16 protein-coding genes and 1 pseudogene are annotated in these 21,984 nt (G+C 50.2%); 7 read left to right on the forward strand and 10 right to left on the reverse strand.

All coding sequences use genetic code 11. The features are described 5' to 3' along the window. Positions 1-3: 3 nt before the first annotated feature. Both hisD and hisC read left to right on the forward strand, forming a co-directional pair. Complete coding sequence (hisD, locus tag PREMU_RS09605; RefSeq protein WP_007574909.1) at positions 4-1,284, forward strand: histidinol dehydrogenase; 1,281 nt, start codon at positions 4-6, stop codon at positions 1,282-1,284. Positions 1,285-1,296: 12 nt separating this feature from the next. Beyond that, positions 1,297-2,337, forward strand: coding sequence for a histidinol-phosphate transaminase (hisC, locus tag PREMU_RS09610; RefSeq protein ID WP_007574910.1), 1,041 nt, complete (start codon positions 1,297-1,299; stop codon positions 2,335-2,337). A gap of 225 nt (positions 2,338-2,562) precedes the next feature. On the opposite strand, the gene pyrH is transcribed toward hisC, so the two are convergent. Next, positions 2,563-3,273 (reverse strand): UMP kinase, encoded by a 711-nt coding sequence (gene pyrH, locus PREMU_RS09615; RefSeq protein WP_007574912.1) that lies wholly within the window; start codon positions 3,271-3,273, stop codon positions 2,563-2,565. Between the two features lie 348 nt (positions 3,274-3,621). Here pyrH and dnaA point away from each other — a divergent pair, with 348 nt between their 5' ends. Further along, a complete protein-coding gene (gene dnaA / locus PREMU_RS09620; RefSeq protein WP_040558898.1) occupies positions 3,622-5,040 on the forward strand; it encodes a chromosomal replication initiator protein DnaA in 1,419 nt (472 codons plus the stop codon). A gap of 5 nt (positions 5,041-5,045) precedes the next feature. On the opposite strand, the gene PREMU_RS09625 is transcribed toward dnaA, so the two are convergent. The 3 genes from PREMU_RS09625 to PREMU_RS09635 are packed head-to-tail and all read right to left on the reverse strand — an operon-like array spanning position 5,046 to position 8,012. Beyond that, positions 5,046-6,530: a phytoene desaturase family protein gene (locus PREMU_RS09625; RefSeq protein ID WP_007574916.1), complete on the reverse strand. Its 1,485-nt coding sequence runs from the start codon at positions 6,528-6,530 to the stop codon at positions 5,046-5,048. After that, the gene (locus PREMU_RS09630) at positions 6,531-6,776 is read right to left on the reverse strand and encodes an acyl carrier protein (RefSeq protein ID WP_007574917.1); all 246 of its coding nucleotides are present in this window, start codon (positions 6,774-6,776) and stop codon (positions 6,531-6,533) included. A gap of 6 nt (positions 6,777-6,782) precedes the next feature. Next, positions 6,783-8,012, reverse strand: coding sequence for a beta-ketoacyl-[acyl-carrier-protein] synthase family protein (locus PREMU_RS09635; protein WP_007574918.1), 1,230 nt, complete (start codon positions 8,010-8,012; stop codon positions 6,783-6,785). A gap of 192 nt (positions 8,013-8,204) precedes the next feature. Between PREMU_RS09635 and PREMU_RS09640 the strand changes: the two genes are divergently transcribed. After that, the gene (locus PREMU_RS09640) at positions 8,205-10,679 is read left to right on the forward strand and encodes a bifunctional UDP-N-acetylmuramoyl-tripeptide:D-alanyl-D-alanine ligase/alanine racemase (RefSeq protein WP_007574919.1); all 2,475 of its coding nucleotides are present in this window, start codon (positions 8,205-8,207) and stop codon (positions 10,677-10,679) included. A 278-nt stretch (positions 10,680-10,957) separates the two neighbouring features. Here PREMU_RS09640 and PREMU_RS09645 read toward each other — a convergent pair whose 3' ends face one another. Continuing rightward, positions 10,958-12,112, reverse strand: a complete 1,155-nt coding sequence (locus PREMU_RS09645; RefSeq protein WP_007574920.1) for a hypothetical protein — start codon at positions 12,110-12,112, stop codon at positions 10,958-10,960. A gap of 37 nt (positions 12,113-12,149) precedes the next feature. Beyond that, positions 12,150-12,890: a nitroreductase family protein gene (locus PREMU_RS09650; protein WP_007574921.1), complete on the reverse strand. Its 741-nt coding sequence runs from the start codon at positions 12,888-12,890 to the stop codon at positions 12,150-12,152. A gap of 252 nt (positions 12,891-13,142) precedes the next feature. Here PREMU_RS09650 and PREMU_RS09655 point away from each other — a divergent pair. From PREMU_RS09655 to PREMU_RS09665, 3 genes and pseudogenes are all read left to right on the forward strand, one after another. Next, a pseudogene (locus PREMU_RS09655) lies at positions 13,143-13,583 on the forward strand (ribonucleoside-triphosphate reductase); the annotation flags it as partial. A 19-nt stretch (positions 13,584-13,602) separates the two neighbouring features. Continuing rightward, on the forward strand, positions 13,603-14,850 hold the full coding sequence (locus PREMU_RS09660; protein ID WP_007574923.1) for an N-acetylmuramoyl-L-alanine amidase family protein: 1,248 nt from the start codon (positions 13,603-13,605) through the stop codon (positions 14,848-14,850). Positions 14,851-14,907: 57 nt separating this feature from the next. Next, positions 14,908-15,831: an MlaD family protein gene (locus PREMU_RS09665; protein WP_040558244.1), complete on the forward strand. Its 924-nt coding sequence runs from the start codon at positions 14,908-14,910 to the stop codon at positions 15,829-15,831. A 5-nt stretch (positions 15,832-15,836) separates the two neighbouring features. On the opposite strand, the gene PREMU_RS09670 is transcribed toward PREMU_RS09665, so the two are convergent. The 4 genes from PREMU_RS09670 to nuoL form a co-directional block, all read right to left on the reverse strand. Next, a complete protein-coding gene (locus PREMU_RS09670; protein WP_007574926.1) occupies positions 15,837-16,550 on the reverse strand; it encodes an SDR family NAD(P)-dependent oxidoreductase in 714 nt (237 codons plus the stop codon). A gap of 341 nt (positions 16,551-16,891) precedes the next feature. Next, positions 16,892-18,436: an NADH-quinone oxidoreductase subunit N gene (locus PREMU_RS09675; protein WP_007574928.1), complete on the reverse strand. Its 1,545-nt coding sequence runs from the start codon at positions 18,434-18,436 to the stop codon at positions 16,892-16,894. Between the two features lie 51 nt (positions 18,437-18,487). Next, positions 18,488-19,993, reverse strand: a complete 1,506-nt coding sequence (locus PREMU_RS09680) for a complex I subunit 4 family protein (protein WP_007574930.1) — start codon at positions 19,991-19,993, stop codon at positions 18,488-18,490. Positions 19,994-20,018: 25 nt separating this feature from the next. Further along, positions 20,019-21,983, reverse strand: coding sequence for an NADH-quinone oxidoreductase subunit L (nuoL, locus tag PREMU_RS09685; protein ID WP_007574933.1), 1,965 nt, complete (start codon positions 21,981-21,983; stop codon positions 20,019-20,021). Position 21,984 lies beyond the last annotated feature (1 nt).

Genomic DNA, 21,984 nt, shown 5'->3' on the forward strand with positions numbered 1-21,984 from the left:
GCAATGAACATTATCAAATATCCTCCAAAAACAGGATGGCAGGCCATCGTTGAGCGACCTCACATGGATTTCTCCCAGCTCAACGAGACCGTCTCAACGGTGCTCAGGGACATCAGGGAGCATGGCGACGAAGCCGTGAAACGCTATGAAGAGAAGTTCGACCATGCCCGTCTGGCCTCACTTCAAGTCACCGGACAAGAGATGGAAGAGGCCATGAACAGCATCTCTGCCGACCTGAAAGCAGCCTTGGAGCTGGCCCACCACAACATTGCGGTCTTCCACCAGGCACAGCAGTTTAAAGGTGAACGCGTCACCACTTGCAGAGGCGTGACCTGCTGGCAGAAGAGCATTGCCATCGAGAAGGTAGGACTCTACATCCCCGGTGGCACCGCGCCCCTCTTCTCCACCGTGCTCATGCTCGCTACACCTGCCAAGATAGCCGGATGCCGCGAAATCGTACTGTGCACGCCACCCGACAAGCATGGAAAAGTGAATCCGGCCATTCTCGCAGCAGCCAGAACAGCCGGTGTCAGTAAAATCTATAAGGCAGGTGGTGTTCAGGCTATTGGTGCCATGGCCTATGGCACTGAAACAGTACCCAAGGTTTACAAGATCTTCGGCCCAGGCAACCAGTTCGTCATGACTGCCAAGCAACAGGTGAGCCTGCACGATGTTGCCATCGACATGCCCGCAGGGCCCAGCGAAGTGTGTGTAGTGGCTGATCAGACCTCCAATCCTGTTTATGTGGCTGCTGACCTTCTCTCACAGGCAGAGCACGGCACTGACTCACAGGTGATTCTCATTACGACTTCCGAGAAAATGCTCGACGAGGTGAGCCAGGAAGTGGAGAGCCAGCTCGCACGGCTTCCGCGCAGAGAGATCGCCGCGCAAACGCTGACCAACTCCAAGCTTGTCCTCGTACATGACAAGGAGGAAGCCATGGAGCTCTGCAACCTCTATGCACCCGAGCACCTCATCCTATCTACAGACGACTACAACCAGCTTGCAGAGAAGGTCGTCAACGCAGGAAGTGTCTTCCTGGGACAGTGGGCATGCGAGAGCGCGGGCGACTATGCCAGCGGCACCAACCACACCCTGCCAACCCACCAATACGCGCTTGCCTATAATGGCGTCAACCTTGACAGCTATAACCGAAAGGTGACTTTTCAGCATCTCACCGAAGACGGCATCCGCAGCATTGGACAGACTGTTGTCACCATGGCCGAGAACGAGCAGTTAGAAGCTCATGCCAACGCCATGAGATTGAGAATGAACAACTTATAAACGCCCACATTCATGAGACAACTCCACGATTTAGTCAGACCCAACATTTGGCGACTCGCACCCTATAGCTCTGCCCGCAGCGAATACAGCGGTCACGAGGCACATGTCTTTCTTGACGCTAATGAGAATCCCTACAACACCCTGTTGAATCGCTATCCGGACCCATTGCAGACGGAAGTGAAACAGAGGCTCTCCAAATATAAGCAGGTGCCGCCCGAATGCATTTTCTTAGGCAATGGCTCCGACGAGGCCATCGATCTCGTCTACCGGATCTTCTGTCGTCCACAGGTAGACAATGTGGTAGCCATAGAGCCTACTTACGGCATGTACAAGGTTTGCGCCGACATCAACGACGTGGCTTACAAGCCTGTGCTGCTCGACGAGCACTACCAGTTGAACGCCGACCGCCTTCTCGCAGCCTGTGACAAGCACACCAAGGTGGTGTGGCTGTGTTCGCCCAACAATCCATCGGGCAACAACCTGCAGGTAACTGAGGTTGAGAAAGTGCTGAGCCGGTTCGACGGCATCATCGTCATCGACGAGGCCTACAGCGACTTCTCCACCGTCCCCACCTTCAGACGCCGACTCGCCGAGTTCCCCAACCTCATTGTGCTCAACACCATGAGCAAGGCATGGGGGTGCGCAGCCATCCGCTTAGGCATGGCATTCGCCGACAAAGAGATCATTGGGCTTTTCAATAAGGTAAAATACCCCTACAATGTCAACCAGCTCACACAGCGGCAGGCACTTGAGGAGCTTGACAACATCGAGGCTGTTGAAAAGTGGGTCAGCCTCATCCTCTTAGAGCGCAAGCGCATGCTGCAGGCCTTCAAAGAGCTGCCTGTCTGCAAAGAGGTGTTTCCCACCGATGCAAACTTCTTTCTTGCCAGGATGACCGACGCGCAGGGCATCTACGATTACTTGGTAGGGAAAGGCATCATTGTCAGGAACCGCACGCATATCAAGCTCTGCAACGACTGCCTGCGCGTCACAATCGGCACCAAAACCGAGAATGCAGAACTGCTGAGCGCCTTGAGAGAAATGCAGGCCTAAAGCACGGAAAAATATTTCATCAACCAAGTTTCTAAAACCATTACGGCGCAGCGGCAATTCCACTGCGCCGTAATGGTTTTGTCTCTACACCGTAAACGCATTGCCTCTACACCGTAAACGCGATGCCATTACACCGTAAACGCATTGCCTCTACACCGTAAACGCATTGCCATTACACCGTAGAGGGAATCGCTAAAAAATAAGAGCCATATCGTGACTTCCTATCTACGGTTTTACAAGCGTGCCAATCTCCTCTCCGTCAATGACTTTACGAAGATTGCCAACAACATCCATATTGAATACATAAATGGGCAGATGATTATCCTGACACATGCAGATGGCTGTGAGGTCCATCACCTTCAGGCCACGCTCCAACACTTCATGGTAAGAAATCTCATTGAACTTCCTCGCCGTGGGGTCCTTTTCCGGATCCGCCGTGTAAACGCCATCCACACGCGTACCCTTGAGCATCACATCAGCCTCAATCTCTATGCCGCGGAGCGAGGAGCCCGTATCAGTCGTGAAATAAGGGTTGCCGGTACCAGCCGAGAAAATGCAAACATAGCCGGCCAGAAGCGCCTCAATGGCTTTCCACTTATTATAGAATTCGCCGATAGGCTCCATACGAATGGCCGTCATTACCTTGTTTTCCACGCCTATAGCTCCTAATGCCGAGCTCAGGGCCAACGAATTAATCACCGTGGCGCACATGCCCATCTGGTCACCTTTCACACGGTCGAAGCCTTTCTGCGAGCCACTGAGTCCACGGAAAATGTTGCCGCCGCCGATGACGACACCTATTTCCACGCCCATATCGTGGATCTCCTTGATCTGAGCCGCGTAGTCAGCCAACCGCTGAGGATCAATGCCAAAACCTTGATGTCCCATCAGGCTCTCGCCGGAGAGCTTAAGCAGGATTCTTTTAAAACGAGCCATAATATTCTTATTTTAAATGCTATATGATGTTTCCTGCGCACAAAGATAAGTTTTTTTTGTGTGAATGACCTGCATGAGCGACCACTTTCTTTCCTTTTCTGATGACAATTCCTCGAAATGAAGCTGTCGAGGCCCGCCGTTCAAAGAACAGAATTATTTAAAACACATTAACAGAATGCTTTTTTATTGCTTAATCATATCATTTGTAAGAAGTTAGGATGAGGTCCTCCACCACAGTCAGAAAAAATGATTTGCAGCATCGCCAAAAAATATGTAGTTTTGCAGATGCCTTTTCATGAGAAAGGACAAGATGATAGAGGACAATCTACATCCACCAAGTTGAACGAAATGAAAGCAAAAGAAGACTCCCGATGGCTGAAAGCACTGACATTGATTCGTCAAAATGTCACTGGGCAGATTTACGATACGTGGTTCAAGCCCATTGTCTTTGAGCACTTCGATGAGGCTCAAAGGATGATCCTCGTGCAGGTACCCAGTCCTTTCGTCTACGAATACTTAGAAGAGAACTTCGTCGACCTCCTTACCAAGGTGCTCTATGAGTGTTTTGGCCCTAAGATTCATTTGTCTTATCGTGTCGTTGTGGACAAAGAGGGCAAAGATAGTGGCGGCACAGAGACCGTGTGGTCGGAGCCGGCCAACGGTGTCAAGCAACAGCCGCTTCAACGGGGCAACCAAAGTCCGACCCCCCTTGATGCCGCTCAACCTCAAGCACTCGACCCACAACTCAATCCTCATCTCACTTTTGCCAACTATATTGAGGGAGACAGCAACAAGCTTCCCCGCTCTGTGGGACAGTCTATCGCCGAGCATCCAGGCACAATGCAGTTCAATCCGATGTTCATTTATGGACCGTCAGGATGCGGAAAGACACACCTCATCAATGCTATAGGCATGCGTACCAAGGAGCTTTATCCGCAGAAGCGCGTGCTCTATATATCTGCACGGCTGTTTCAGGTCCAATACAGCAATGCCGTGTTGCAGAACACGGTTAACTCTTTCATCGCCTTTTACCAGACCATCGACATGCTTATTGTCGACGACATTCAGGAATGGATGGGAAAGACGGGCACGCTGAATACATTTTTCCACATCTTTAATAATCTCTTCCGCAATGGCAAGCGCATTATCCTCGCTTCCGACCGTCCACCGGTAGACCTCAAGGATATGCCCGACCGCCTGCTTACGCGATTCTCATGCGGCCTCATCGCCGAACTGGAGAAGCCCAACCGAAAGCTCTGCGTGGATATCCTTGAAAATAAAATCAAGCGAGATGGGCTGAAGATTCCACGCGATGTCATTGAGTTTATAGCAGAAACTGCAAGCGGAAGTGTACGTGATCTCGAAGGGGTCATACAATCATTGTTAGCCTACTGCATTGTCTACAACTGCAATATCGACATGCGACTTGCCCAACGCGTCATCAAACGTGCCGTGAAAGTGGACGACAGGCCCCTCACCGTGGACGACATCTTGGAGAAAGTGTGCCGGCATTACAATGTCACCACTACACAAATCAATTCCAAGAGCCGTAAGCGCGATTATGTCGTAGCGCGTCAAGTGTCGATGTATCTTGCGCAAAAGTACACGAAGATGCCGGCAAGCCGTATCGGCAAGCTCGTTGGCAACCGCGATCACTCCACAGTGATCCACTCTTGCTCACAAGTAGAAAAGCGCATCCAAGTCGACGAGGCCTTCTCTGCAGAGCTGGTCAGCATTGAGACATCGTTTAAGTTGAAGAAGCAATAAGTCCTTTACTTCCACAATTGTTTCCAAACAGTATCTTTCCCGATGATCTCACCGGCGGTCAACAAGGCAGTAATTGTGACTCCATGAACTCCTTGCATCATCACATTCTGACCGGTAAGGAAAAGATTTGCTACGGGTGTGCGGGGAGAGAGAATGGAAACCAGCGGATTATGATAGTCCTTTCGTAATCCAAAAGCTGAGCCGAAGGGCGACAACGTAAAGTTGTGCCAGGTTGTCGGCGTAGAGATATAGCGCCGGACCACGGCTTCACGAAGGCCTGGGATTACTTTCTCCGCCAGCTCCATACACTGTGCTGCCTTGTGAGCTTTGAGCAAATCGTAATCGTTTCCGCTTCCTTCTGATCCCGAATCAGCCCGACAACTACACTCTGCCCACGTCATAGGAGTGAGCAAATCGATTTGCCGGGTATACGGACTGCCATCTTCCGGCACCCGACAACTCAGCATAACGCCTCCCACTACCCCATCCGACAATGGCAAATCCCACGGACTACAGCCATTCCGGTAAACATAATAATTGTGATTAAAGTACGGAATGGTAAAGGACCGAAGCAACAATTGCACAGAAAGCATACCATAGGTGTCTTGCATGCTGTTGATGCGATGTAAAAAAGCCGACTTGAGAATATGTGAATCTTTGATCCAAGTAAATGTCTGTTGAGGATGAACATCACTCACAAAAAGTGTGGCCTCATAGTCAATGCCATCTTTACAGTGAGCTGCCACTGCCTTGCCGTCTCTAATAATCAGCTCATCCACCTCGGCTTTGCACACTACTTTTCCACCCAGTCGTTGCAAACGGTCAATAAGTGATTTAATTATGAGGTTCCCACTTCCACGCAGTCGCCAACTACTCTGAATAAAACTGCTGCTGCAATGAGTGAAAACAAAGAGCGGTAATGTCTCACGGTTCAACTCCATCCGGAAGGCATTACCCGACAAAACATTGATAAGCGTGGCATCATGAAAGTGTTGACGCAAGAAGTCCCACGCCCCGACCGCCAATGTAGGCCACGAGTTTAGATGATTAGCAGGCAGCGGACAGAGAGCCTCCCACTGCTCACGGTCACTGGCTTTCAGAGTTTCTACAAACGCTTTCAGGCTCTTTCTCTCATGAGGGAAGTGCTCAGCCAAGGAATCAGTGAAAGCATCAAAGCCCTGAGCCAGTTGGAAGACCTGATGATCCGCCACTATCCGGTCAAAACCGTTGCCGTCAAGTCTTTGCCAAGGAAGCGAAAGCAGACCCAGCATACGGAAAGGAGCCTCAAGAGGCTCACCCTTGCCCAGACCCCCTATATAATGGAAGCCCGTGTCAAAATGCAGGCCTTGCCGGAGAAAGCTCTGCATACACCCTCCGGGATGACCATTACGTTCAAGCACAAGCACTCTTAAGCCATTGGATGCCAATATGTTGGCACATTCCATTCCGCCAAGGCCTGAACCAATGATGATGACGTCGAATCGGGGCACTTACTTCTCTAAATGACTCTCAATAAAATCGTAGAGATCGTTGAATGTAATAATCTTGCGAAGCGACTCCGTAGGAATCTTTACGCCATATTCCGACTGAATGACAGCCACAAGGTCGACAAGACTCAGCGAGTCAAGACTGAGCGCATCATAAACTTTAGCATTTGGGTCAAAGTCACTGCTTTCCGTCTCAAACTCTTCAGCCAATATACTATTTACCTGCTTGATGATATCTTCTCGTGTCATATCTGTTTATCCTTTAAAGTCTTTTACTAATAACGTTGAATTAGTGCCCCCAAAGCCGAAACTGTTCTCTACAAACATATCAAACTTACGCTCAATTGTTTCAGGGATCACATTGATTTTCGCCGTATTCTCATCAGGATTCTCGAAGTTAATATTACCTGCAATAAATCCATTCTTCATCATCAATGTTGAGTAAATCAACTCACTGGCACCGGCCATCCACATCTCGTGTCCGGTCTGGCTCTTCGTCGAGGTCACCGGTACCCGATAGTCGCCGAAGACGTTAGCGATAGTAAGTGCCTCGGGACCGTCACCGGCCTGCGTTGAGGTAGCATGGGCATTTACATAGCCTATCGCCCTGAGGTCATCAATGCCGCTGCACTTCAGGCAACGTTGCAATGACCTTGTCGGACCGATAATGTTAGGTGTAGAGATATGGTCGCCATTACCTGAAAAGCCCCATCCGGCAATCTCGGCGATGATGTGCGCCCCTCTCCTCATGGCATACTCATAATCCTCAAGGACCACTGTTGCGGCACCTCCACCAGGAACAAGTCCGTCGCGGTCGCGATCAAAAGGCCGGCTCGCCTTCATCGGAGCATCCTCGCGGAGAGAGAAAGCCTGGATGCCGTCGAAACTCACCATGCCCCACAAATTATTCTCCTCTGCTCCCCCACATACGACACAGTCCTGCAGACCCTGGCCAATCAGCAATGCGCCAAGACCAATGGCCTGAGACGAGGAGGCGCAGGCAGCCGATGTAGTGAGATTGATACCTTTCAGATGGAAAAGACAGGCAAGATTCATCGTAATATTCGAATTCATCGACTGGAAGAGCGCTCCTGAACCACAGGCTGCAGTATCGTTAAACTCCCTGAATTTGTCCATGGCCCGCATCGTTGCCTCAATCGTAGAGTCGTTGCCATAGATGATGCCTATTTCGTTATCATCGATGAATTCCTGGTCGATTCCGGCATACTCCAGCGCAGCCTTCGTTGCCATATAGGCATACTGTGCTTCCTCGGGCATGAAATGCCGCTGATTGCGCTTCACAAACGGCTTGAGATCAGGCTGAGGCACGCGTGTACATAACCCCGAACGGAACCCCGCGTCCTTACGCTCCTGCGAGAAGACCACCCCGCTCCTCCCCTCATAAAGCGCATCGCGCACCTCATCAAGAGATGTCCCCAGACATGACCAAATGCCCATACCTGTGAGCACTACTCTACGATTCATCTTTAATGTCTTCTCTAATGATTCAATTTAGCAATCTTAATGTGCAAAAGTACACAATAATCACGATATGATTAATTGGTTAAAACGCATGTTAAAAACCTTTCCATAACCTTAACAAATCTTTGCAACACGTTTACATGCATACCTATTGAGTTTTTTATTAACTTTGCATCAGATTTAAAAAACACATCCATGACTTATACCATTGAGAAAATCACTACCCTGATAGGCGCTCGCCGATATGGTAATACCGATTCCAATATTGGCTTCCTGCTTACCGACAGCCGTTCCCTGTGCTTTCCTGAAGAGACTTTATTCTTCGCCATCAAGTCAGAGAGAAACGACGGTCACAAGTACATTTCCTCGCTCTACGACCGTGGCGTCCACAACTTTGTGGTAACAACGGTTCCCGACGACTACGAGAAACGCTTTCCACAGGCCAACTTCCTGCGCGTAACCAACTCTTTAGAGGCCCTGCAACGTCTCGCAGAGCGACATCGCGATGAATTCAATATCCCTATCGTCGGCATTACAGGCTCTAACGGAAAAACCGTAGTGAAAGAGTGGCTCTATCAGGTGCTCTCGCCCGACCACTTCGTCACCCGCTCACCCAGGTCGTACAATTCACAGATCGGTGTGCCTCTGTCAGTGTGGCTGATGAATGACGACACACAGATCGGCGTTTTCGAGGCTGGCATCAGCCAGCCTGGAGAGATGCTCGCCCTGCGCGACATTATCCAGCCCACCATCGCTGTGCTCACCAATATAGGTACAGCACATCAGGAGAACTTTACATCCATGGAAGAGAAATGCCGTGAGAAGCTCATTCTTTTCCACGATGCACCTGTCATTGTCTACAATGCCGACGACAACATCGTGAGCCAAGTTGTTGACGCTTCCGACTACAAGGGCGAGAGACTCTGCTGGTCATGTAAAGACAGCAAAGCCCCCATGTTCGTGAGCGGGATAAAGAAGGGTGAGACCTCTACGACAGTCTGCTACACATTCAAGTCAGTAGAAGGAAGCTACACCATTCCCTTCATCGACGATGCCAGCATCGAAGACTCTGTCGTCACTGCCCTCGTAGCGCTCCAACTGGGGCTCAACGCCGACACGCTCAAGGCACGCATGGGCCAGATAGAGCCTGTTGCCATGCGCTTAGAGGTGAAGGAAGGGCGCCACGGATGCACACTCATCAACGACTCATACAACTCGGACATCAACTCTCTCGACATCGCCCTCGACTTCATGAGCCGTCGCCCCGACCACAAAGGACGCAGGCGTACGGTCATCCTCAGCGACATCCAACAGAGCGGCATGGCACCGGCCGACCTCTACCGCGAGGTGGGCAGGCTGGCCAAAGAGCGCGGGATAGAGAGGTTTATCGGCATAGGCCCAGTGATCTCCGATAACGCGGAACTCATCGACATACCGGAGAAGTTCTTCTTCAACAGTGTCAGCTCCTTCCTCGACTCCACGGTCTTCCGCACACTGCGCGACGAGGTCATCCTCATCAAAGGCGCGCGCCAGTTCGGGTTCGACCAGATCACCGACCTGTTAGTGCAGAAAGTGCACGAGACCGTGCTGGAGGTGAATCTCAATGCCGTCGTAGCCAACCTCAACTACTACCGCTCGTTCATGAAACCCGAAACGAAACTCGTATGCATGATCAAAGCCGATGCCTATGGCGCAGGCAGCGTGGAAATCGCAAAGACGCTACAAGACCACCGCGTAGACTATCTTGCCGTGGCCGTAGCCGACGAGGGCGCAACGCTCCGGCGCAACGGTATCACGGCGAACATCATGATTATGAATCCCGAGATGTCTGCCTTCAAAACGATGTTCGACTACGATCTGGAGCCAGAGGTGTACTCCTTCCGCCTTCTCGACGCCCTTATCAAGGCAGCTGAAAAGGAAGGCATCACCGGATGGCCCGTGCATATCAAGCTCGATACCGGCATGCACCGTCTTGGTTTTGATCCGGAAAAAGACATGGAAAGACTCATTGACCGCCTGAAACACCAGAACGCCATTATCCCGCGCTCAGTCTTCTCGCATTTCGTAGGCTCCGACAGCGACGACTTCGACAATTTCTCCGCACGACAGTTTGCGCTCTTCGACAAGGGAAGTCAACAGCTTCAGGCCGCTTTCAGCCATAAGATTATCAGACATATTGACAACTCGGCAGGCATCGAGCACTTCCCTGAACGCCAGCTCGATATGTGCCGGCTCGGACTCGGGCTCTATGGCATCGACAGCCGCAACAACCACATTATCAATAATGTGTCTACACTGAAAACCACCATCCTGCAATTGCGCGACGTGCCTGCTGGCGACACCGTAGGGTATAGCCGCAAGGGCAAGATAGACCACGACAGCGTGATCGCTGCCATTCCCATCGGTTATGCCGACGGTCTCAACCGGCATCTCGGCAACCGACATGGCTACTGCCTCGTCAACGGGCAGAAAGCGGCCTACGTCGGCAACATCTGTATGGATGTGGCCATGATTGACGTAACCGGCATCCCCTGTAAGGAAGGTGACAGCGTGGAAATCTTCGGTGACCATCTGCCCGTCACCGTGCTCTCAGATGCCCTCGACACCATCCCCTACGAGGTGCTCACAGGCATTAGCAACCGCGTCAAACGCGTGTACTTCCAAGACTAAACCCCATTTCTACTGCCCCCCGATCAGATCATCGAGACATGACTGTCGGGAGGGCAGTATTTTTTATACTGGTTTCCATCCCGTCATCAAGTGTGTGTGTGCACACACAATAAAGAAACATCTTGCAAAAGACAAGAGAAAGACATACGGGCAAGAAGCCTCCTCCCTTTACACCGTTAACGCATTGCCTTTACACCGTTAACGCATTGCCTTTACACCGTTAACGCATTGCCTTTACGCCGTTAACGCATTGCCTTTACGCTGTAATGGGGCCAACATCAAATGATAGGCTTCACATAAATGCGGTGTCGACGGATTTCTTCAGAATCGAGATACCGCCATTGCGACAGCACGCCTTTGTTGGTTTCCATCTGCGGACCTGTGACTGCATATTGGAAACCATATCGGTGATACCACGAAATGAGGTCATTGAAGATGATGGCATTGGCACCCTTCATGCGATATTCGGACAATACGCCAATCAGAAGCAAGTCCACTTCCGGCGTCTTATGCCACTTCAGCACCCTGAGCAGACGCCACCAGCCAAACGGCAGCAGATGCCCGTCATGGGTGCGGCGCAACGCCTCAGAGAAAGAGGGAAAGGAAACTCCAAAGCCTACCATCTTGTCGTTCTTCTCAGTATCCACCACACAAGTCACAAGGTTCAAGTCGGCAAGTTTGATATAGTTGTTCGTGATCGTGTCGATCTGGTCATCTGACAACTGGGAATAGCCGTAGAGATCACGGTAAGTAATGTTAAGAATATTGAACAGCTCGCGCGCCTTTCCCCCTTTCGTCATGTCGTGGTAGTTGTATTTCCTGGGCTCCAGGTGGTAGCGCTTCTCAATGAACTCAGCCGTTTTGGCAAACTTGGCAGGCGTCTCCTCCGGCACTTTCACGCGGTATTCCACGTAATCGTTGTCTTTCTTGAAGCCGAGCCGTTCCATGTGACGCGGGTAATAGTCATAGTTGTAGTTGACATACATGGTGGAAAGATGTTCAAACCCTTCCACAAGCATGCCCTCGCGGTCCATGTCTTCGAAACCGAAAGGACCGGCTATTTCTGTCATGCCACGCTCCTTACCCCACCTGGCCACTGCGTCGAGGAGGGCTTCGGAGACGGCAGGATCGTCGACGAAATCGAACCATCCAAAGCGTACCATCTTTCGTTTCCAATGTTCGTTGGCGCGCCGGTTGATAATGGCGACCACACGCCCTGCGGGCTTACCGTCGATCATGGCGAGAAAACACTGCGCCTCACAGAAGGCAAAGGCAGGATTGGAGCTGGGCTTCAATGTCAGCTTCTCGGCCAGATAAAGATAAGGCACCGCATTTGGACAGGCGCGATACAAATCATAGTAGAAATCGACAAAAGCTTTAAGCTGTCTGTCCGTTTCCACTTTAACAATTTCAATCGTTGAATTTAATGACATTTTCTTGTCTGCATTATACAAGTCAAGGGCCGACTACTTAAATGTTAAACCCTTGATTTCTGATGGCCAAGATCAGCCTCTCCGACATGGCCTCGTTGTCTTCTCGGGTGTATCTGATATCGGTGAACACCTGCGCCAAGGTCTCCTTATGATTGATCTCTACGAACTGCCGGTTCTCGGGTAGGGATTCCTTGTAAGCATAAGCCTGATCGATACGTTCTGCTGAGTAGTCGTAGTAGGTTTCCGCGTGGACAATGGCATCGACAGGCAGCCGGTCGCTCTGTGGAGGATCTTCGTCGGGCCAGCCGAGCGTGATGGTCGCCACGGGGAATGTAAGCTTCGGCAAGTGCAGAGTGTCGATGATGAGCTGTGGCATGTAGATAGTTGTACCCAGAAAACACGTGCCCAGACCGGTTTCCTCAGCTAAATTGCAAAATGTTTGGCAATAGAGCAGCGTATCGGTGGTCGCATTGACAAAACTGAGAAAGTTGTCGTAGCCAGGCACGGCCTTGCGATGCTCCGCCCATAATGAGGTACGGCGGAAATCAGCACAGAAGGTCAGCACCACCGGTGCATCCGTGACCATAGGCTGATTGAAGTGGGCCTGCGCCAGCTGAAGCTTCTTCTCCCGGCTCCTTGTCACCACAACGCTGTAGAGTTGAAGGTTGCCCATAGTGGGCGTGCGCTCAGCCTGCTTGAGCAGAGAAAAAAGCAGCGGGTCAGTGAGCTCACGGCCTGAATATTTACGAATACTTTTACGTGCGTTTAAGCTTTCCATGATAATCAAGTAAACCGATTTGTGCAAAGTTATGGAAAATAATCTGAAAAAATAAGCTCTTTTGTCCCCTTTTTATAGGAAATGTGGAAAATAAAAGGTATTTTTGCACTCGAATCAAATACCAGATCTGTAAAGACAAATAACAAGCTTGTAGTAATTTCAATGGACACACAACATTCTGATAAGGATATGAAGCCCCAGCAGGCGGCGTCGACAGACGGTGCCAACTGGGCAAACGGCCCGTATGCTCGGCCAAAGGTGATCGAGGATCGCCCTGATGAGCTCGACTGCGATGTGGTACGCTTTCAAAACAACCGCGATAAATGGGTGGCTTTTGTAGGGCTGCTCGATGGGAGACCCTATGAGATCTTCACCGGGCTGCAGGACGATGACGAGGGCATCGTGCTGCCCAAGACCGTCACCAAAGGTAAGATTATCCGCCAGACCAATGCTGACGGCTCCCACCGTTATGACTTTCAGTTTGAAAACCGACGTGGATACAAAACCACGGTGGAGGGATTGTCCGACAAGTTCAATCCTGAATACTGGAACTACGCCAAACTCATCTCCGGCGTATTGCGCTACGGCATGCCTATCGACCATGTGGTAAAGCTCGTCAGCTCGCTCTCGCTCAACGACGACAATATCAATACTTGGAAAAACGGTGTGGTGAGGGCGCTTAAAAAATATCTGGAATAGAGGAAACCAAAATATGCGCAAAATCTTTACCCTTATTTTCTTCCTCCTCACGCTGCTCCATCTTGAAGCAGCACGCACCTTTACCGTGGTCGTCGATGCCGGTCACGGGGGCAACGACTGCGGAGCAAAAGGTCTGATCTCATATGAGAAAAACCTCACATTGCGCTATGCGCTCGCTCTGGGAGCTGCCATCGAGCAGAGTTGTCCCGACGTACGCGTGATCTACACCCGACGGACTGACCTATTTATTCCCCTGCATGAGCGCGCCGACATTGCTAACCGCAATAAAGCAAATCTTTTCATGTCGGTACACATCAACGCCCTGGCCGGCGGAAGGATCAGTCATGGCTTCCAAAGCTACACGCTGGGATCTGGTGATCGCACCGGCTCCCGCGGCATCCAGGAGAACATGGAGGTGGCAAAACGAGAGAACTCGGTTATCTTCATGGAGAAAGATTACAAGACACGATACAAGGGACTTGAGAACTCGGCGGAGGGCGACATCATGTTTGAGCTCATTGCCGACAAGAACCGTGAGCGCAGCGTGGAGTTCTCACGCATTCTGCAACGGGAGGTATGCCGCGCCACTGGCCGTGAGAATGGCGGAGCCCACCAAAACAACTTAGCCGTGCTGCGACTGACCAGCATGCCCGCGGTGCTGTTAGAGTTAGGCTTTATTACCACGCCCGATGAAGAGAACTATCTCAATACCGACTCTGCACTCAATGCCTACACAAAAGGTATAGTGAGTGCATTTAAAATTTACAAGCAGCGGTTTGGCGGTACAGACATCAACATTCCCTATAAGGACACTGACAATGATTCGAGCCGGCCGCAAGTCCCTGAAGTCAACGATGCCGATAAGCCAGCACCGGTAAAGACCAATGCCACTCCCCAGCACAGATCTCTGACAGCTAATGAGATAAAGCCGCGGAAAGACAGAGAGATAAAGCCTAAGAAGGAAACAAAGACGCAGATAGACAGAAACGAGCCGGTCTTCAAGATCCAGATCTTCGCGGGTAGGCAGAAGCTGGAAGAGAACAGTCCACTCTTCAAAGGACTGGACAACTACGACAACTTCATTGATGGCGGAATTGTAAGATACACCTATGGGGCTTCAAACAATTACAATGAGATCAAGCGTCTGCGTACGACAATTCTCGATAAATTCCCCGATTGCTTCATCATCGCCATGAAAGGCGGCAAAATCATGGATGTCAACGAGGCTATCCGTGAATATCTCAATAATAAAAAGAAATAATCATTGACGGTTCACTGTTACATCAAACTGTGGACTGACACAAAACCATACGACGACATGAAGTTTTTTACCAAAGAAGTAAAGATCGCCCTCGTGGCTATCGCAGGAATCATCGTGCTCTTCTTCGGGCTGCATTTCCTAAAAGGAATGCCGATATTCTCTACCAACAATGTCTATTATGCCACATTTAAAGACATTAACGGCTTGTCTTCCTCCAACCCCATCTATGCCGACGGCTACCAAGTGGGCAATGTAAAAAACATCATTTACGACTATCAGAAAAAAGGCCGCGTATTGGTAGAGTTCCAAGTGGACAATGACTTGCGTATACCAAAAGGCTCTTCGGCAGAAATCGTGAGCGACTTGATGGGGAATATTAAAATGAATCTGCTCTTGACCAACAACCCGCGCGAGCGCGTTGAACCCGGCGACACCATCACCGGAAACCTTAATGCAGGGCTCATGGGATCCGTGCAACAACTGGTTCCTACCATTGCCGCGATGTTGCCTAAAGTTGACAGCATTCTCGCAAGTGTAAACATGCTGCTTGCAGATCCTGCCATCAGCGCATCGCTGCACAACATACAGACCGTCTCAGCCAATCTCGCCGTTACCTCACAAGGGCTCAACCGTCTCGTGGCACAAGCTAACGGGCAAGTGCCGGGTATACTGACGAAAGCTGACTATGCGCTTGGTAAGGCAGGGGCAACACTCAACAATACAGAGAAATTCACCGCAAGCCTCACACAGCTCAACATCGACCAGACAATGGCGAAAGTAGACCGTACGCTCGACAATGTGGAAAGCGTGACGCAACAGCTCAATTCACCCAATGGCTCATTAGGATTGTTGATGAACGACCCCGCCCTTTACCATAATCTCAATAGCACAATACGCTCTGCAGACTCATTGCTGACCAACATCAAGGCGCATCCCAAGCGCTACGTACACTTCTCGCTCTTTGGAAAGAAAGATAAATAAAGCGCTTAATAATTTCCTTCATCCACAATGGGATAAAGTTCAATAAACTCCCCATTGTGGCATTTGCCATCGTTCAGCACTGCTGCGACCTTCTCACCAATGACTTCAGGCTGATGAGATCCAGGTCCTGAATAGTGGCCATTTAAGTCTGTTGACGTGGCTCCTGGATGAATGTCAAAGATCTCTACGGGTATCTTGAAATGGTCAAACTCCCAAGCCATGGTGCTGACCATTGTGTTTTGTCCAGATTTACTGGCAACATAAGCCATCGGGTGCCAATAAGGACTGAAGGATGAGGGAACCGTAATATTGCAGACGCGCCCATGTGATTTCTCTATCAAAGGCAGAAGCAACTTGGTCAGATAAAACGTACCGATATAGTTCACCTGAACGGTATCGATAACATCCTGCAAGCTCTGCTCAAAACTCTTTACTGACATGTCGCCAGAGATTCCTGCATTATTGACCAGCAATGCAAGGTCGGGGAATCGTTGTGCTATCTCTGTAGCCGAACGCCTTATTTCTCCGTTGTCAGAAAGGTTGACATACTGCCAACCCATGATGTCGGCGCCATCCTCCCGTAAACTGTCAATAGCTTGCAGGGCTCTCTGCTCGTTTCTTGCTCCGAGAATAACCTGCCATCCGCTCTTACCTAAATGGCGGGCAATCTCATAACCAATACCTTTATTAGCGCCCGTCACCAATGCTTGCTTCTTCATTACTTGTTGAATTATATTATTGATAAAGTTACTAACGATCGAGAGTATATCATTACGCAGCTTAAAATATTCAAATAAGCCGCCAATTCATGCCTTCTTTGCAAAATTACGGATAATATGTCAGAATAATAAGAAAATAAAGAAAAAGTTACTGGACACAGTCGCCTTTCTGACTCTTGAAGCTATGAGGAGTAAAATAAAACAAAAAACTCGAACCAACACCGAACTATAAAAACGGGACGGCATTGATTCGAGAAAATGATAAAATAGGAACTGTGATAAACACGGTGTAACAATTGCAGCCTCTCTTCAAAAGGACAGTCTGCAATAATATTCATACATTACATCCCTGCGGCAACGGCTATCCAGTCATAAACGAAGGAACATACACCAAAGACCACCACACCTAACGTGCAGATGGCAAGCGTAAACTTCGTGCTGACAGCACTCTTGAACGTAGGCAGCGGGTTATCGTTAGGCTTGATGAACATGGCCTTGACGATAAGCAGATAGTAGTACAAGCTGATGACCGTGTTGACCAAGGCGATGAACACCACTGCATAGGTCAGCACTCCGATCGTTGTTGTCACCTGGGCACCCTGTGCTGCAGCCATGAATGAGAAGAACTTTGAGAACATGCCAGCGAACGGTGGAATGCCACCGAGCGAGAACAGGGCGAGCGTCATGATAAAGCTCAGACGTGGGTTTGTTTTGTAGAAACCATTATAGCTATCCATGTTCACTGTCCCACCGTTGTGCTCCTCTACAGACGCGATAATTGCGAAGACTGCGAGGTTGGCAACCACATAGATGAGTACATAATAGCTTAATGCGACCACACTCATGGCAGAATCACCAAGAATGGCCAGCACGATGTAACCGGCCTGCGAGATGGACGAGAACGCCATGAAACGCTTGAGGTTCTTCTGATGGATAGCGAAGAGGTTGGCAATAGTGATGGACAACACGATAACCACCATCAACATGTAACGCCAGTACTCCACCATCGGAGCGAAGACTTTCATCAGAATGGCACAAAGAGCAAAAGCTGCAGCACCTTTGGAGACAACAGAGAGATAACCCGTGACCGTCGTTGGCGCGCCTTGATAGGTGTCGGCAGTCCAGAAATGAAAAGGCACCAAAGAAATCTTAAAGCCTAAGCCAGAGAAAAAGAACACCATGCCAAGGATAGTCAGCGGTGTAGCTACAATCTTCGAGGCAATGTCTTCAAAATAAAGTGAGCCTGTAGCACCATAAATGAAACTAATGCCAAAGAGCATCACACCACTTGAGAAGGTGGCAGTAAGGATGAACTTTGCACCAGCTTCGGCTGAATAATGGCGGTATTTGTCCATCGCCACCAGACATGCCATTGGCACCGAGGCCATCTCAAGACCGAGGAAGAACAGAAGGAAGTGGTTGGCACTTACCATCATGTTCATACCGAGCAAAGTGGAGATGACCAGCACATAAAACTCTCCCTCCTTGAAAGCAGTGTCAGGACGCTGCAACCACTCACGTGCCTGGATTAGCACGATGAGTGTACCGAAGGCAAGGATCGTCTTGATAATGCCGATATTCGCGTTCGTCTCATACATTCCCCCAAAAGCCGTAGAGGCAGCCGTCGGGAAGATGTTAATGAGGATATGGATGAAGAGCAGCACACATACCAGCGGATTGAACCACTTACGGAGTGCAGAGGCAGCCAGGGGCTGAGCCCCGCCCTTCTCTTTCTCCAAAGCCAGCTCACCCTCCTCTGCCTGACGAACAGCAAGAGCAGACGGCTTCTGGGCTGTGAAGAGGTCCACGACAAACACGATCAGCAGGATAGCCGTCAGCGTGACCTCTGGTATCATATTCAGAAATTGACTGTAATCGATATTCATTGTTGTCTAATTTAATCGTAGTCTAACGTGTATAACTTAGTCCTGTTAAACTTACATTCCCATGATATGACTGATCATCGGGCCCACAGCGTCGTTGATGATGTTTTGAGCCCACAGTGGAGCAAGGCCGAGACCTGCGACACAGAAGATAAGACCCCCAACAGCGATGCGCTCATCCCAGGTAGCATCTGTGAGCTTGAAATACTCAGGATTGGGAACTTTCTGATAGAGAATCTTACCCACAACACGGAGAATATACACAGCCGTGATAACGATAGAGGTACAGGCAATGATGGTGCAAGTACGATGGAACACGTCAGCGTTCTGGAAAGAACCGACAAAAATGTTCATCTCTGCCACGAAGCCAGAGAAACCGGGAAGACCGAGGTTAGCCAGACCGGCAACGACATAAGCGACGGAGAGGAATGGCATTATCTTCATCAAACCTCCCAGGCGACGAACATCGCGCGTACCTGTGCGGTGATAGATCATACCAATGACAGCGAAGAAGAGGGCCGTCATCAGACCGTGAGACAACATCTGAAGGATAGCACCTGTACAAGCGGTCTGCGTCATCATCAGCAGGGCGAAGAGCACCATGCCGCAGTGGGAGACGGAAGAGTAAGCGTTGATATACTTCAGGTCAGTCTGTACACAAGCTGAAAGGGCACCGTAAACCACCGAGATCGTAGTCAGGATGAGAAAGATCCAAGAGAGCTGCTGAGCGGCCTCGGGGAGCAGAAACATGGCGACCCTGAAGCAGCCGTAGCCCCCGAGCTTCATAAGCACACCGGCGTGAAGCATTGACACGGCCGTGGGCGCGGAGGCATGACCGTCGGGAGACCATGTGTGGAACGGGAAGAGAGCTCCGAGAACACCGAAACCGATGAAGATGAACGGGAAGAAAATCTTCTGTATGGAAACTGGGATAGCATGAAGCATAGCTATCTGCATCACGTCCATCGTATAGGTGCCACTGTATTGGCCATTGAAGAAATAGATACCTAAGATACCAATGATCAGCAACGCAGAGCCGCCCATCAGCATCAAGGTGAGTTTCATGGCTGAATATTCTTTAGGTCCTGTTCCCCAAATACCAATCAGCAGGTACATAGGAATGAGTGCGACCTCATAGAACATGAACATCGTGAAGAGATCCTCAGAGATGAAGAATCCGAACACCCCTGTGGAGAGCAGTGTGAACCAAAGGAAGTATTCCTTCTGCTGGGGATGCTGCTGCCACGAGGCGAAGGTGCCGGTGAAGACGATGATAGACGAAAGGAGAATCATCACCACAGCAATGCCGTCCACACCCGTACGGTAGAAGATGTGCAATGGCTCAAACCAAGGAATGGCATCACCGAAAAGGAATGGATATTTCTCGGCCGGCATGCTCTCGCGGGCACCAATGAAAGCAAAGACCAGATAGATGGACAGAGCAAGCAATGCCGTTGAGCCCACAGCCATCACGATGCGCACCTGCGTGTCGTTCTTCGCGAGCCACAGGCAGAAGAGCATCAGAACCGGTATAATGACGAATAATGTTAGAAAAGTCATCTTATATATTATTTTTCAATATACATTATAATATACATATGAGGATGAGAGTCAATGCCACTGAACCAGTAATGAACCAGACAGCATACTGACGTACATCACCACTCTGCCAAGGACGGATAGCCTCGCCGCCTTCCTGGGTAGCCCAAGCCGAGAAGTTGAACATGCCATCGATGACATGACGGTCGAACCAGGCGATAGGAATAGAGAAGCAACCGAAAACTATCTTATGTGTAAAGAACTGCCATGCATCGTCGATATAGAAACGGTTGAGGGCAGCCTTGTGCAGACGCGGCATTGCTGCGGCGAGCTTGTCGGGCAGCGGGTTGTGTTTAGGAGCATACATATATGTAGCCAGCGCAAAGCCAATCGTTGCTGCGCAGAGAGAGATCCATGCTGTAGAACCGAACTGGAAATGCTGCAAGGCAATCTCCTCGGGATGACCATTGAGAGAGATGAAGTGACCCATTGGAATCCAACCGGCGACAATAGAGATGAGAGAGAGGAACACCAGCGGACCCCACATGACGAAAGGAACCTCAGCGGGCTTGCGGCGATGCCCCGGATCCTGCTCATAGTAGCTGTCACCCCAGAAGATGACGTAATAGAGACGGAACATATAGAAAGCGGTCATTCCACTGACGAGTGTCATGAACCAGCCGAGATACGGAGAGAAATGGAAGCAAGCGTCCACAATCTCATCCTTGGAGAAGAAACCGGCCAACGGCCAGAACCCACTGATAGCGATGGTACCGATGAGGAAGCAGATGTTCGTGATCGGCATATACTTATGCAGGCCGCCCATATACTCCTTGAAGTTGGATCCAATGATGACGATGATGGCACCCGAGCAGAGGAAGAGCAGAGCCTTGAACATAGCGTGGGTGAAGAGGTGGAACATGGAAGCCATGTAACCAACACTTCCCTCGCCAGACATAGAGGTCACGACACCCAGGGCGACGAGCATGTAAGCAATCTGCGAGATGGTCGAGAAAGCGAGGCCACGCTTGATGTCACGCTGGCAGCAAGCCACAGCTGCCGCATAAAAAGCAGTGAACGCCGCAATGTAAGCCACGATATGCAAGGTGTTGGGGGCATAAGCCACCCAAATAGGCATCAGCGAAGCTACCTGATAGACACCGGCGACAACCATCGTAGCAGCATGGATAAGGGCTGACACAGGCGTCGGACCTTCCATGGCATCCGGGAGCCAGATATGGAGGGGGAACATGGCTGACTTACCGGCACCACCGATGAACATCAGGAACAGGGAGGCAGGAAGGACCCAGGCAGCTCCGGGAAGCTCTGTTATCAACTTCGGATCAGCCGTGAGGTCGTAGTTGAACGTACCTGTATAGAAGCTGTAGAAGAGAATACCGATGAGGAAGAAGAGGTCAGCGAAACGTGTGACGATAAATGCTTTCTTAGAAGCGTGCACGGCAGCGTGCTTCGGATAGTAGAATCCTATGAGCAGATAGGAGCACACACCCACCAGCTCCCAGAAGAGGTACATCTGGAAGATGTTCGTAGCCACAACCAGACCGAGCATTGACATCGTGAAGAGAGAGAGGAAAGCGTAGAAGCGTTGGAATCCTTTCTCATAACCGACAGCTTTATAATTCTCATCACGCTCAGCCATGTAGCCGAAGCTATAGATATGAACCATAAACGAGACCGTGGTGATAACGATAAGCATCATCACGGAGATAGGAGTCAGACGGAAACCGATGTTAAACGTCAGCAGGTCCGTGAACTTCAGCCAGGTGAAGTTGAACACTGTCACCGTCGGATAGAGACCGGTGGCAGCATCCCTGCCCATTGCAAAGAAATATTCATAAGCCGTATAAAGACTCATGCACCACAGTACGCCAAGCACTGTCGTACCGATGAGCCCGGCCACGGGCTTCTTCATCTTCATGCCGAGCAGTCCCAGGACCAGGAAGCTCAGGAAAGGGAGAAGAAGTATCAAAAATGAATAACTGTATTCCATT

The organism is Hallella multisaccharivorax DSM 17128 (genome assembly GCF_000218235.1).
Classification (GTDB): Bacteria; Bacteroidota; Bacteroidia; order Bacteroidales; family Bacteroidaceae; genus Prevotella; species Prevotella multisaccharivorax.